This is a genomic window from Chryseobacterium nakagawai, assembly GCF_900637665.1.
Taxonomy (GTDB): Bacteria; Bacteroidota; Bacteroidia; order Flavobacteriales; family Weeksellaceae; genus Chryseobacterium; species Chryseobacterium nakagawai.
Genome location: NZ_LR134386.1, coordinates 3,177,164 through 3,191,099 on the forward strand (window position 1 = coordinate 3,177,164; position 13,936 = coordinate 3,191,099).

Here is a 13,936-nt window from a genome sequence, read left to right on the forward strand (position 1 = left end):
TTTTTTGTTTTAAAAACTATACACTATAAAATGCAAATAAAACTTAGGGGTTATTTATTGGGTGTTTTGTCGGCGGTTTCATATGGATTGATTCCGATTTTTATCCTACCGATCAAGCATGCTCATTTTTCCATGGATATTACACTGTTTTACAGGTTTTTCTTTTCAGCCATAATGGTGGGTGGATATCTCATTTATTCCAAACAAAATTTCAGAATCAATAAAAAGGAAACCTTAATATTAGCCATTCTGGGAGTATGCTATGCTCTTTCCTCTGAATTTCTGTTTATAGGATATGATTTTCTTACCCCGGGAATTGCTTCTACAGTTTTATTTATTTATCCCGTGATTGTAGCATTGATTATGTTTTTCTTTTATAAAGAGAAACTCACCAAATTGTCTATTGCTTCATTATTTCTTGCCTTTGCCGGAGTCATTGTTTTATGCCTGAAAGGAAATGGCTTTGAAATCAATTTTGCAGGATTGGGAATCGTTATGCTGAGTTCATTGTTTTATGCCCTTTATATGGTGATCGTCAATAAATCAAAACTGAAAGTTTCCGGGTTTAAACTTACCTTCTACTCGATGCTTTTTACGTCTGTATTTTTTATGAGCAAGTCTGTTATTGCACATCAATCATTTGCGATCCCTTCAATGACAGTTTTTGTTAACTTTCTTATTTTTGCATTCCTTACTACCGTTATTTCCAGTTTATGTCTGGTGTATGCTATTAAGAGCATTGGTTCTACTCCGGTTGCTATTTTAGGTGCATTGGAACCCGTTGTTGCTGTAATGGTAAGTGTCTTTATGTTTAATGAAAAGTTTACCACCAACTTACTGATTGGGATCACGCTTATTTTAATGGGCGTAATACTGAATGTTATTTCTGACCGAAAGAGCTCAGTTCATACCTAAAGAGTTTAAAGTAATTTATAAAAATGGCCCCGGAGAATAGAAATTCTTCGGGGTTTGTATTTTGTAGGATAGAAATTCCCTTTGGTAGGGTTAATGAAAGTTATGATAAACAACTTAAAAAAAGTGAAAAGAAATCTGATAGCCTCTTATGACCTTCATAACACCCCTCATTCAGCATCAAGCTTCAGTCATCATTTTCCGAATATTTTTTTGAAAAAGCCTCCGGAATTATTACGCTTATTTTCTGCTTCGGCCGTTTTCAGATTATCTTCTGCTATAGGTGAATGATTGTACTGTAAAGACAATTTCAGATTTTCTGCTGCTTCAACATATTGAGCTAAATCTAACTGTGCTGTTCCTAAATGTTCATAAATCTCTGCTATAATATCTGCGGTTACGCCTGCTTCCTGTTGGGGTAAAGTCTGGAGTGCCTGCAAGGCATATTCTACCGTTTTTTCATTTTCCTGCAAGTGATATCCGCAATGAACTGCCCAATAATAACACCAAAAATCTTCATTTCCTAAGGCTATACTCTGTTCAAAACTTTCAAATGCCGTTGTTTCATCCCGAAGCTTCGCAACATGAATATACCCCATATTGTATAAAGCCACCTGTGCAGATCTTATCTTATTTTGTTCTGACGCAAAATGTATAGCATACTGCAAACATTCCAGCGCTTTTTCATAGTTTTCTTCTTCTAAAAAAATATTGGAACGGCTGATTAATATACTTGGATTGTCCGGCATTTCCTCCAAAATACGATCAGCTTCTTTTGAAGCCATAGCTGGATCTGGTTGTATTCCAGTCTTTTCTTCAATTTTTGATTTATGGATATAAAAATTGGTAAAGCATCGTACAATTTCCGGATGGGTCAGTAAAGGATCTGTCATATCTAATTCATGATAACTTTCCAACCCTGCATTAATCCATTCCATAGCAGACGTATCATCTTTCAATTCCATATAACTGTAACAAAGCTGGTCTATACTATTAAAGTAGGTTATAGAATCCATGTCATTTATAAAATCCTCCATGAACTGTTCTCCATCTGCTATAGCTTCTTTGAGATATCCTGCTTCTAAGTAGGCATTAAATCTATTCTGGAGAATGTACATGAAATAACTGAATTTCATCCCTTCTGTAGCCACAACAATAGCTTCGTCATATTTTTCCTGATTGATAAATTCTGCTGCTAAATTATTACAGCACATCGCAAAGGTATGAGGATCTTCATTATAGGAATTGCCGTTTCTTTCAACCAACGTTTTATGATAAAGATCATAAGCTACAGTATAACAGTCTCTTTTCAATTGGGTAAGCCTCTCCTTTTCAAATTCAGACATTTGAGGATATTGGTTGAGAATTTTATTAATTTCGACGCCTGCGTTATAGGCTTCCATGGCTTCGGAAGTTTCAGGATTTATATCCAATAACAGAAAATCAGGAGTAGTATTTTCTTTATTATTAATGGTAAATAGTCTCACCTGTAAAGTTGGTGACGGAGTTAAAGATAACGCTTTTTCATAATAAGGAACCGCTGCATTCCATTGATTCAGCCAATAGAAAGCAGAACCTGCATGGCGATGGCACCAAGGGTGGTTTGGGCTGATACTGATTCCCTGTTTGCTCCATTCTATACACTGAAGAAGGGACTTTTCACGGTTACTCGTAAATATTTCATAATGATCCAGAGCAATGAGTCCTAATATGGCGCAAAGATCAGAATCAGGAGAAGTTTCATTTAAAGAATTTGCCCAAAGGTAGATTTCCTTGAGCTCTTCTCTATTATCCGGAAGAGCATGCCCTTTTATCCAGTTTTTAGCAGCAACAGCATAGTTTTTCTGACGGAATGCTTCAATGGCTTCCTGATGTAATGTATTCACGGTTTTATCTTTAGATTTATATATTCTTTTCTTCCAGATACTCTTCATTCATTGCTGTAAAAGCTTTTTCTATTTTAGGATACCATTCTAAAGATTCTCTAAAGAGCTCCCAATCGTAAAGAAATACTTTAAACACTTCTCCGTCACCTGAGTAACTGTCATCTGCAAGTCCTTCCTGGCTTGAAGCATAAAAAAGGTTACATTTTTCAGGAGCATCGAGTTCATCCGGACGGAAACAATAAGTTCTCAGATCAAAAATATCACCTTCCCTCTCCTTTCCAATATCTATACTTCCTACTAATCCTCTTTCACCATGTCTACGCATCAGGAAGCAATAGCCATTATACCAAAAATTATTTTTATCCGCATCCTTATAGTCATTGTACTTTTCGTGTACCATAGCAAGATTCAGATAACTTAGAATCGCTGAGGGCCTAACGGTGTCCAAGAATTTACTATAGAAGTAAGCACCACACTCAGCTCTTGTGAGAAGATTCTTCCATAAAATGTCTAATTGAGTACAATAATTGATGGAAGTTACCGGATGAAAAATATCTATAAATGAAGTTTCTTCATTTTCACGATATACTGCAGACAGTGCTTCCTTACTATTTTCATCCTGTATGGTACAGATGAAAAAAATAAAACCTGATGGATGGGTAAACATTACATGAGCCTGACCATCTTCTGTATCAGGATGTAACTGCACTTCATACTCTTCAAAAGTATAATACTGATATTCTTCCTTATGCAATTTCACAATACCCATCAACTTATGAAAGTTATTCAGCTGAAGTAGAAAAGAGGATAAGTCATTAAATCTTGTATTTTCAAAATACTTTGGAATAGAAGCGAGTTCCATAGCTTTTTCTTCTTCTCTTGAAAGGATTTGGATATTCTGATTTACAATTGAATGGTTTTCTTCCAACATTTTAATGGCTGTAGAGCGGGAAAGCCATGCATGCCAGGTAAAAAGATCATCTTCCTCTACTTCCTCTTCTGTATATAAAATTTCTTCAGGAAAAACAGCTTCAGGAAATGTACGATCGAAAATCCCATCTTCTTCCTCTTCGTCACAAAGGAAAAATTCAGCGTCGATCCGTTCTTTTTTATAATCATAATGATAGCCTTCCGTCGCAACAAATACCTTGGCTTTGGTTTCTCCTTTTACAATAAGGTCTCCATGATTATAGTCACCCCAGAAACATTCTCTGACATTCAGATTTCCGGCAATATATAACTCCTGACCACCAACAATCACATTATCTGCTTCAAGATTTCCTAATACACAAAGACAAATAGAACCATCTGGCTCATGATTATAAATATTTTTTGCTATAAGGTTTCCTTCAATAAAAATAGCAAGACAACTTTCCTGATCTATTTCAAATTGATTTTCTATGGTTGTAAAAATAGAGAAAGGATCATCCAAGTTCAGATTCTTTACTTCCACGTCATGTTCTATATAAATTAGCCAGGCATCATCAAATTCTCCGGCACGTTTTTCATTGCGCCAATACAGCCAACTATCTTTTGGAAATTTATGCTTAATATTTTTAAACTGCAGATACCTCATTTCAGAAATTTTAATGCATTGAATATATTGTGTTTTTTTTCATCATTTGTGAGGCTTAATGTTCTATTTTCAACCCATCAATAGTAATAATATTACAGCTTAAATTCATGAACATCCCACTGTACTCTCCCATCGCCTGATCGTTCATAATATCCATTGTGGCCGATTGAAAATCAATTTTTCGGGAAGGTAATTTCCCATAAGTATCTGTTACTGTAATCTGACCGTCCAAACCTGCTTTGTTTTGGATAAATGCTCTTAAAAAAGGAATATCCTGTTTTTCAAAATCCAATGATATATAAAATGCTTTAGTCTCCCCTGATTTATTATTCTCAGGGGTTAATAAAGTTCTGTTATAGGATATGGTATAGGATTTAATAACAGAAACAATCTGATTTTTTCCATCTTTCACAGATACTTGAATTTTCATCCGCTTTTCATCTGTTTGTTGAGAGAATAGTATGTTAGCCGAGAAAAATAAGATAAGGAAAGTCAGGAATTTATATATAGTTTTCATGGTTTACTGCATTATATTTTATGCAAGATTAAAGATTTGGATGTCCTTTTGCGAGCATCAATTGGTATTTGTATATTTTGAATTGGTATTTGGTAAAAAACCTGTTATAACGGGCTTAATTTATTTCAATTTCACTCTTAAAATCAGCATTTTAAACCTATCGTTATTTTGTTAATCCTTCCACAATTTATAATTTAGCCCAACGTATCAATTAAGATGATCACAAAAAACGACATAACCCAACTTTTATTTTTTTTCCTATTTTGCTGGATTTCTCTGAGTACTATAAAAGCTCAGCAGATATCGTCTATAGAACATGAGGCCAGTACAGGCTATTCTAAAAGGTTTATTGATTCATCAGCAAGCCTCAAAATGCAGATGGCAGCTCTTCAAGTTTCTCAAAAAACAGGAAATAAAGAAGATGAAGCAATTTGTAGTGCGTATCTTGCTTTAACCCATAAACGTCTTCTTCATCTCAAGGAATTTACAAAATACACAGAAAGATCCTATGATATTGCCAAGTCTTTAAAAAGTGATCGAGCAAACGCTTTTGCTAATGCTGCGATGGGATATCTCAAATCATATACTGATGATAAGTCACAGGCTCTTACTTATTTTTTGAAGGCTTATGCTCTATTTAATACAATGCAGAGCTATGACCAATCTGCTAAACTCGGTGCGGACATCTCTTACCTCTTTTCACCAGATTCTCCTGAAAAAGTTAAAAAATATGCTGATGAAGGACTTTCATTCGCGGAAAAATCTGGAAATCCTGAAAGTATTCTTCATGCAAGACTGGCGGTAGGAAATTATCTTTCTGATCTCATTGTTTCAGGAAACACCGATCGTTGGCAGGATGCCATTTTGTTTTTTAAACAAACCATCACTTTTATAGAAAAAAATGAAGCCAAAATAGATAGCAAAAGTAATATCGGAATTGCCTATATCAACCTTGCTGCTTTATATATGAATGGGCCTAAGCCCATTGATGAAAATTCATTTTTATCTGCATTGGAAAAAGCTTTAGCAATTGGAAAACAATATGGTATCAAAAGCGTATACAGGAGCTCTATGGGACTGCGCGGACAGTTTTATGTAGCAAAAGGGGAATACAGAACCGCAGAAAATCTTTTTAAAGAAGGAATTACCTATCAGCAAAGCCTTCCCTACAAAGACAATTATCTTTTGGCAGCATTTTATGAATGTCTGAAAAATATTGCAGCGGAAGAAAAGGATTACAAGGCCTATCTTGAATATGATACATATTTTATTAAATATAACAAACTCAAATACGACGAATCAACCCAACAGATCCTTCAGAATGCTGATGCCAAATATGAATCGGAAAAGAAAATTGCTCGTATTCAACAACTGGAGCAGGAAAATAAGCTTCAGAAAAAGAATCAGTTATTAGGATATGGAATTTCTGCAGTTCTACTTATTGGACTTGTCTTTATGTATCGGTCTTACTATTTCCGACAGCGTTATCATCAGAAAAGAGAAGATTTTCTTCAACAACAACAAACCAATAATGAACTTAAAATGGAACTTTTGGAAAAGGAAACATTGGAAAGCTTAGCGGAAAAACTATCTCTTGAAAGAAGACTGTTACAATCTCAGATGGATCCGCATTTCATCTTTAATGCATTAGGAAATATCCAGGGAATGATTCTCAGAAAAGATACAGATCTTGCAGTATTGTATCTTGGAAAATTTGCCAAACTCAGTCGAAGAGTACTAGAACAATCCCGAATGGAAACGATTACTCTTGAAGAAGAAATACATACTTTAGAAAACTATATTGAACTTCAGCAGCTTCGTTTAAATCAAAGCTTTAATTACCAGATACAATGTGATGAATCTGTAGATCTCCAACTTCATATTCCGCCTCTTTTAATCCAGCCATTTGTTGAAAATGCAATTGAACACGGATTAAAACCTTTAGAAGCTTTCCAAAAAGGAATATTATTTATTAATTTTGAAGAAAAGCCGGAAGAAAATCTTCTGATCTGCACCATCAAAGATAATGGAATCGGACTCACCGCTTCCAGAAAACAGAAAACAGATGATTCTCATCGTTCTCTTTCCACTAAGATTACGGATGAGAGACTGCTTCTTATGCTTAAAGATAATTCAAGGGCAAAACTTGAAGTTAGAGAGCTTACCATTGATAAGGATGGCCAATCAGGGTGTGCGGTGATATTATCTATTCCAATATTATAACATATGTACAAAACAATAATTATAGAAGACGAATATCACTTAAGGGAAGCTTTGTCCATTATGTTGGAAATGATTGCCCCGGATAAAATCCAGATTATAGGTTATGCTGAGAGTGCTGATGAAGCAGCAAAACTTATTGACAGACTACAGCCTGATCTTGTATTTATGGATATTATGTTAAAAAATGGAACAGGATTCGAGGTACTTCAACAGATTTCTTACCGGAAATTTCATTTGATTTTTACAACAGCTTATGAGGAATACGCTATTCGGGCATTCAAATTCAGCGCTTTGGATTATTTACTAAAGCCTATTGATGCTGAGGAACTTGAAATAGCAATTGACAGAATTTCAGGAATAAAGGAACGTTTTCTTGAAGAACAACAGGTACATGAGCTCAATCATAATATGCACAAAACTCCCCAAAGAATCATTCTCCCTACTCAAGAGGCGATGCATGTGGTAAAAATTAACCAAATTATGCATTGTGAAACGTCTGGTTCCTATACGACTTTCTACCTAAACGATGGAAAGAAAATCATGATTTCTAAACCTCTTAAAAACTATGAAAGCATTCTCCTCCCACCCGATTTTTTCCGGGTACATCAGTCTTTCCTAATTAATACCAATTATATTGTAAGCTATTCCAGAGAAGGGATGATTGAAATGGAAAATGGAGCCAGTATTCCGATATCAAGGGCAAAGAAAGAAGCTTTTTTTAAACTGATGAAGGAAGAATAAAATTACCGGAATATCATTTTTTTCCAAGATCTACTGAATACCAATTGAAAGTTGCCATTAACCAATCAGTTATTGATAGATGAAATCTACTGTTCTACCTTTGACAAAAAATATTCAATATGAACAGTAAAACAATTTCTATTCTAAGTTATGTAACAATTATCGGATGGATCATTGCTTATGTTAAAAGCAAAGACTTGCATGCTAAAAATGACCTGGCCAACTATCATTTGGAACAAGGGCTAGGATTCTTCCTATTGACTGTCGTTATCAATGTTCTTCTTTCCATCATAATCCCCATTCTTCCTGCCTTATCTTTTTTAAATTATATAGGATTAGTTCTATTAATCTTATGGATATTTGGGATTATTAATGCTGCCAATGAACAGAAAAAGCCTATTCCGGTGATCGGAAAAATGTTTGAGAATAAATTTGGCTTTTTAGCATAATAAAACTTATCTCCTTATATTGCATCTATCCTATTTTCTCTACAATAAGTAGATGCAATAGGGTTAAAGTTTATGAAAGAATTACAACAACTCACAAAAGATCAATTATATACCCGACTTAAAAATCACTCAGAAAGTTTTTATTCTACAGTTTCATCAACATTGGATTTCACTTTTTTCGAAGATCACTCTATAGAGGAAGAAGATCTTTCAGAATTTATTGAAATGTTGGATGAGGAAACTGCGGAAAAGATAAAAGCAGCTTCTTTAGATTCCAATAATGATGATGATACGCCTACGATTATCCTTGCAGAAAACGAAGAACCGAACACTCTTGATTTAACTACAGAAGACTGAGAAGGATATAAAATCATCTTATCCGAGCAAGACATTGACCTTTCCGAAGATCTTTTTGTGGAGGATTATGTTGTACTTATTGTTATCGGAAATATACAGGCCAAAAATATCATTGTTAATGGTTGTCTTTATTGTTCCGGAAATATTTCCTGTAATGTTTTGTTGGAGCATCCGGCAACGATAATGAAACCTATAGTAATGGAAATATAACCAGTTCCCTTATTGCAGAAAACGGACATTATACTGTTGCAGAAGGCAGTATACATTCAACATATTTAATAAGTCTTCACAATGTAATTGAGGGAAAAACAGGCAGATTTATAGAAAATATAAGTTTAGATGGTTCTCATGAAGCCGAATTTTTACATCCTGAACTTATAGATAAAAATTGATATTTTGACGAAGAATCTTTTCTTAATTTCATCAGTAATCATGCTGTTGATACTGTATTTAAATAGCTATAATTTATTTTTAAACGCAAACTAACGTTTTATTTTAGAGAGCTAAGGAACCGACTTCGTCGTTGAAGCTGTGTGGGTATGCGCTCGCTTAATAAGAATCAATTTCATTGATTCCATCTTTTGCTCTCTTGAAATATTCAGCTTAATTATAAAAAACTTTGCGTCAAAAATAGTAGATATTTATTTTTAAACGCAAAGCTAAAATTATTCTAATATCTTATTTTAGGGAGCTAAGGAGCTGACTTCGTCATTGAAGAAGCTTTATGGCTATGCGCTCGCTTAATAAGAATCAATGAAATTGATTCCATCTTTTGCTTTCTTGAAATATTCAGCTTGATTATAAAAAACTTTGCGTCAAAAATAGTAGATATTTATTTTTAAACGCAAAGCTAAAATTATTCTAATATCTTATTTTAGGGAGCTAAGGAGCTGACTTCGTCATTGAAGAAGCTTTATGGCTATGCGCTCGCTTAATAAGAATCAATTTCATTGATTCCATCTTTTGCTTTCTTGAAATATTCAGCTTGATTATAAAAAACTTTGCATCAAAAATAGTAGATATTTATTTTTAAACGCAAAGCTAAAATTATTTTAATATCTTATTTTAGGGAGCTAAGGAGCTGACTTCGTCATTGAAGAAGCTTTATGGCTATGCGCTCGCTTAATAAGAATCAATTTCATTGATTCCATCTTTTGCTCCCTTAAAATATCCAACTTAATAATAAAAACTTTGCGTCAAAACAAAATTCAAAATATCTACCCATCCTTTTACCTTATTGAAATTCTAAAAAACTACACTATTTAATTCGTGCATTCGTGGCATAAATTTTTAAGTCACAAATGCAAAAATTTTTCTTTTTTTGATAATACTATAACACTATATGATGATCTACGAAATCAGTGAGATCTCCGAGAAAATAATTCAAAGCATACAGGTATTATTTCAACCCTGTTTATAATCAGAGTAAAAAATTTTTTTCTAAAAAAACTTTAGAATAACTTTGCAAAAAATTTCTGTTGAAAGACCTACTTCTTATTACTCCGCCTTTTACCCAACTTAACACTCCTTATCCGGCAACTGCTTATATTAAAGGATTTTTAAATACCAAAAATATTTCCAGTTATCAGATTGATTTAGGAATAGATGTTATTTTGGAATTATTTTCAAAAGGTGGATTACAAAAGGTTTTCAATAAAGAAATTGATATTCACAATGCTTCTGAAAACGCTCAGAGAATCTATGCATTAAGAGAAGAATATTTAAAAACCATCGATCAGGTTATTCCTTTTTTACAAGGGAAAACGCCAACATTGGCGAGGCAGATTTGCAGCATGAACTTTCTCCCGGAAGCTTCCCGTTTCAACCAGTTGGATGATATGGAATTTGCCTTCGGAAACATGGGTTTGCAAGATAAAGCTAAACATTTGGCGACTTTATATCTGGAGGACATTTCAGATTATATCGTTGAAAATATTGATGCTGACTTCGGTTTCAGCAGGTATGCTGAGCGCCTTGGAAAGAGCGCCAATTCTTTTGATGAATTGTATTCAAAATTATCCGATCAGCAAACATTTATCGATGATTTTACTTTAACAATTCTTCAGAAAAAAATAAAAGAGGTTCAGCCTAAATTGGTCTGTTTTTCTATTCCCTTTCCTGGAAACTTATATTCGGCTTTCAAGTCTGCACAATTTATCAAGAGAAATTACCCGCATATTAAAATCGCAATGGGCGGAGGTTTTCCCAACACTGAATTAAGAGAAATAAAAGATCAAAGAGTATTTGAATTCTTTGATTTTATCACTCTTGATGATGGTGAAATTCCTCTTGAGCTTCTATGTGAAAATGTTTTTGGTCATTCTGAGCAAAGTGAAGAATCTCAATATAAAAGGACTTTTTTAATTGAAAATCAAGAAGTTGTTTATAAGAACAATTCCAAAAGGCACGACTATAAGCAGTCAGATATTGGAACTCCGGATTATACCGATTTAAAACTGGATCAGTACATTTCTGTTATTGAAATAGCCAATCCAATGCACAGTTTATGGAGTGACGGAAGATGGAATAAACTAACGATGGCCCATGGATGTTATTGGGGGAAATGTACATTCTGTGATATCTCTTTAGATTACATTAAAATTTACGAACCTATCTCTGCCAAAATTCTGGTTGACAGAATGGAAGAACTCATTACAACTACAGGAGAAACCGGTTTCCATTTTGTAGATGAAGCAGCACCTCCTGCCTTGATGAGAGAAGTAGCCCTTGAAATTTTAAGAAGAAATCTTGTCGTTACCTGGTGGACGAATATCCGTTTTGAGAAAAGTTTCACCCGTGATTTATGTTATTTATTAAAACTTTCAGGTTGTGTCGCCGTTTCCGGTGGATTGGAAGTGGCAAGTGATCGTTTGTTGAAATTAATTGATAAAGGGATTTCTGTGGAACAAGTTGCAAAAGTGACAAGAAATTTTACAGAAGCCGGAGTTATGATCCATGCCTATTTGATGTATGGCTACCCTACACAAACCATTCAGGAAACAATTGATTCTATGGAAATGATTCGTCAGTTATTTGAAATGGGAATTTTACAAAGTGGTTTTTGGCATCAGTTTGCCATGACTGCCCATTCACCTGTTGGATTGAATCCAGAAGAATTTGGAGTTACTCCCATCAAGCAGGAAATTCTATTTGCAAATAATGATATTGACTTTACAGACAAAACAGGGATCAATCATAATAAATTTAGTTCAGGTTTAAAAAAATCTTTATTCAATTATATGCACGGAGTTAATTTTGAACTTCCTCTTCAAGAGTGGTTTGATTTTAAAATTCCAAGAACAACAATTCATCCCGATTATATTCATGATAGCTTATTGGAAGATGAAGATTTTAAATTCAAAGGAAATTCAAAAATTGTCTTTTTAACTAAAAATGTAATCGCTGAGAATCGCATAAAAAATAAAAAGAAATATTCTGGTACATATACGCTTCTTACATTCCACCTAAAAACCAATATTGTTAAGGTTGAAATGGAACAGGACAAAGCAGAATGGCTGACGAGTATGTTGGAAGAATATTCAATAGACAATCAGAAAAAACCTACAGCTCAACAACTTAAGAATCATTTTGAAGAGAATTTTGAAGATTTCGAATTGTTCTGGTTCTCAAAACCAATACAACAATTGAAGGAAAATGGAGTGATTTTGAGTTTGTAAAATTGCGGCAATTTTTCTCAGGGATTTTCTAAATAGCAGAATTTTCTAAATGAAAGGGTAAAAATAGGTTTTGGCTAGCCAATGGAATTCTCCTTTTATAATTAAACGGATTAAAGCCCGTTTCTATTGAATAGCTTTATATCTGCTAAAAATAAAATGTCCATAATTTTTGCCATTCCGGCTTATCTGATTATTATATCATATTTTATAAAAAAATTCGTGTATTCTTAGCATCTATTTTCTGCCATGAATACACGAATAATATATATTAATAGATAAAACAAAACCTCAAAAAGCTTTTCCAAGGTTTTATCTATACCTTTTCAGTAGACTTAATTAGGGCTGTCTTTCGTAACTGGTCCTACAGATACTTTTTCCTGAATTTTAATAAAATTCGGATCCATAATGGCCATACGTTCTGCAAGCGCTTTATAGGTTGGATATTTTAAGATAGATGCTCTGCCGGACATTTCTTTGAAAAGGGTAAAAGACTTTCCGCCAGCCGTTTTCAACTGTTTTGTTGTTGTAATATATTTACCGATGAGTTTACTCTTGGCATCATAGATCTCAATATCAATAAAGCTTTTATCTATAATTTTATCATCTGAGCCAAAACTTACCGGTAAGTTGGTAAAATATCCCACAGGAACACCATTACTGAGAATTTCACCTACCTTGTTTACTTCAAGATTCAGTTTATCGATCTTTTTTCTGATAGTATAGGCATCCTTAGTTTTACTGTCCAGTTTCCTTTTCGGAACATTTGAAAACAACTCATCCAGGGTCTTTATATTGATCCCTTTATTATCTATAATTTTAAAGTCTTTTACGGAAGTATAAATGGCAGACTTTTCTTCTCCAGAAAATGCGGAAGGTGAAGAATAATCGACTTCGATGGTTTTATCCCTGTTATATACCCTATTGATTTGTATATAGCTATCTCTAACAGAGTCTACAATACTTTTATCAATAAATTTTATAGTATACAGAGGTGTTTCCTTTAAGTCCATGAAAGTGTATTCATTAGACTTATTTGAAATTTTAGCTACCGGAACTCCGTCTAAATTAATAATTCCTCTTTTGGTCTTAATATTCTGGGCATTGAGGAAAGTACCCAGAATTGTAAAGAATATGATTATATTTTTCTTCATAGAATCAGATTTTTACATGAATTGAAATAAAAAAAGTGTAACCAAAGTTACACTTTTTTGAAAATATATTTAGCTTTTCATTTAATTATTCGCAAAGGATAATTCCTTTGTTATGATTAAATTCCACAACACCGCTCTTGATAGAATATGAAAAGATAGAATCTTTATCATTTTCTTTGGTTAGATTTTTAGCGAAAGCTTCATCTACAGAATTAGTAAAAAGCTTTACTTTTCCACCAACTAAAGAAGAAACGATTCCTGCGTGGTTTTTCATGATGTGAAATTCACCATTTTTCCCAGGCAATAATACAGAGTTTACTTCTCCTTCAAAAACTACGTATTCTGGTGTTAAAATTTTAATATTCATTTTAATTTAGATTTGAAGATTTCAGATTTCAGATTTCAGACACTTTAAAGTCTCATGTCTAGTATCTGATATCTTTATGT

Annotated in this window: 11 protein-coding genes; 6 read left to right on the forward strand and 5 right to left on the reverse strand. The window is 33.6% G+C overall.

The annotated features are described in order from the left end of the window. The first annotated feature begins 30 nt into the window (after window positions 1–30). Window positions 31–915, forward strand: coding sequence for a DMT family transporter (locus EL260_RS14335; RefSeq protein ID WP_228445471.1), 885 nt, complete (start codon window positions 31–33; stop codon window positions 913–915). 191 nt (window positions 916–1,106) lie between these two features. Here the strand turns inward: EL260_RS14335 and EL260_RS14340 are convergent, their stop codons facing one another. Genes EL260_RS14340 through EL260_RS14350 form a run of 3 tightly spaced genes read right to left on the reverse strand, consistent with a single transcriptional unit; the run spans window position 1,107 to window position 4,804 of the window. Then, window positions 1,107–2,846, reverse strand: a complete 1,740-nt coding sequence (locus EL260_RS14340) for a tetratricopeptide repeat protein (protein ID WP_123855999.1) — start codon at window positions 2,844–2,846, stop codon at window positions 1,107–1,109. Beyond that, complete coding sequence (locus tag EL260_RS14345; RefSeq protein WP_198418046.1) at window positions 2,815–4,374, reverse strand: hypothetical protein; 1,560 nt, start codon at window positions 4,372–4,374, stop codon at window positions 2,815–2,817. The genes EL260_RS14340 and EL260_RS14345 overlap by 32 nt, the downstream gene beginning before the upstream one ends. 55 nt (window positions 4,375–4,429) lie before the next feature. After that, window positions 4,430–4,804 (reverse strand): hypothetical protein, encoded by a 375-nt coding sequence (locus EL260_RS14350; protein ID WP_123856001.1) that lies wholly within the window; start codon window positions 4,802–4,804, stop codon window positions 4,430–4,432. Between the two features lie 465 nt (window positions 4,805–5,269). On the opposite strand from EL260_RS14350, the gene EL260_RS14355 reads away from it, so the two are divergent. The 5 genes from EL260_RS14355 to EL260_RS14375 all read left to right on the forward strand — a co-directional run bounded on the left by EL260_RS14355 (window position 5,270) and on the right by EL260_RS14375 (window position 12,338). Then, a complete protein-coding gene (locus EL260_RS14355; RefSeq protein WP_228445473.1) occupies window positions 5,270–7,114 on the forward strand; it encodes a sensor histidine kinase in 1,845 nt (614 codons plus the stop codon). Between the two features lie 3 nt (window positions 7,115–7,117). Continuing rightward, window positions 7,118–7,855, forward strand: coding sequence for a LytR/AlgR family response regulator transcription factor (locus tag EL260_RS14360; protein WP_123856003.1), 738 nt, complete (start codon window positions 7,118–7,120; stop codon window positions 7,853–7,855). A gap of 119 nt (window positions 7,856–7,974) precedes the next feature. After that, a complete protein-coding gene (locus EL260_RS14365; RefSeq protein WP_123856004.1) occupies window positions 7,975–8,304 on the forward strand; it encodes a DUF4870 domain-containing protein in 330 nt (109 codons plus the stop codon). Window positions 8,305–8,376: 72 nt separating this feature from the next. Next, the gene (locus tag EL260_RS14370) at window positions 8,377–8,661 is read left to right on the forward strand and encodes a hypothetical protein (RefSeq protein ID WP_123856005.1); all 285 of its coding nucleotides are present in this window, start codon (window positions 8,377–8,379) and stop codon (window positions 8,659–8,661) included. A gap of 1,478 nt (window positions 8,662–10,139) precedes the next feature. Continuing rightward, window positions 10,140–12,338, forward strand: a complete 2,199-nt coding sequence (locus EL260_RS14375) for a B12-binding domain-containing radical SAM protein (protein ID WP_123856006.1) — start codon at window positions 10,140–10,142, stop codon at window positions 12,336–12,338. A 332-nt stretch (window positions 12,339–12,670) separates the two neighbouring features. Here EL260_RS14375 and EL260_RS14380 read toward each other — a convergent pair whose 3' ends face one another. Together EL260_RS14380 and EL260_RS14385 are read right to left on the reverse strand one after the other, a co-directional pair. Beyond that, window positions 12,671–13,489, reverse strand: coding sequence for a hypothetical protein (locus EL260_RS14380; protein WP_123856007.1), 819 nt, complete (start codon window positions 13,487–13,489; stop codon window positions 12,671–12,673). Between the two features lie 85 nt (window positions 13,490–13,574). Continuing rightward, window positions 13,575–13,856: a FoF1 ATP synthase subunit delta/epsilon gene (locus EL260_RS14385; protein WP_123856008.1), complete on the reverse strand. Its 282-nt coding sequence runs from the start codon at window positions 13,854–13,856 to the stop codon at window positions 13,575–13,577. Window positions 13,857–13,936 lie beyond the last annotated feature (80 nt).

Excerpts from the sequence above, each read along its gene's own strand:
- EL260_RS14335 (WP_228445471.1), top strand. The coding sequence starts at position 31 with ATGCAAATAAAACTTAGGGGTTATTTATTGGGTGTTTTGTCGGCGGTT.
- EL260_RS14340 (WP_123855999.1), bottom strand. The coding sequence starts at position 2,846 with ATGAAGAGTATCTGGAAGAAAAGAATATATAAATCTAAAGATAAAACC.
- EL260_RS14345 (WP_198418046.1), bottom strand. The coding sequence starts at position 4,374 with ATGAGGTATCTGCAGTTTAAAAATATTAAGCATAAATTTCCAAAAGAT.
- EL260_RS14350 (WP_123856001.1), bottom strand. The coding sequence starts at position 4,804 with ATGAAAATTCAAGTATCTGTGAAAGATGGAAAAAATCAGATTGTTTCT.
- EL260_RS14355 (WP_228445473.1), top strand. The coding sequence starts at position 5,270 with ATGGCAGCTCTTCAAGTTTCTCAAAAAACAGGAAATAAAGAAGATGAA.
- EL260_RS14360 (WP_123856003.1), top strand. The coding sequence starts at position 7,118 with ATGTACAAAACAATAATTATAGAAGACGAATATCACTTAAGGGAAGCT.
- EL260_RS14365 (WP_123856004.1), top strand. The coding sequence starts at position 7,975 with ATGAACAGTAAAACAATTTCTATTCTAAGTTATGTAACAATTATCGGA.
- EL260_RS14370 (WP_123856005.1), top strand. The coding sequence starts at position 8,377 with ATGAAAGAATTACAACAACTCACAAAAGATCAATTATATACCCGACTT.
- EL260_RS14380 (WP_123856007.1), bottom strand. The coding sequence starts at position 13,489 with ATGAAGAAAAATATAATCATATTCTTTACAATTCTGGGTACTTTCCTC.
- EL260_RS14385 (WP_123856008.1), bottom strand. The coding sequence starts at position 13,856 with ATGAATATTAAAATTTTAACACCAGAATACGTAGTTTTTGAAGGAGAA.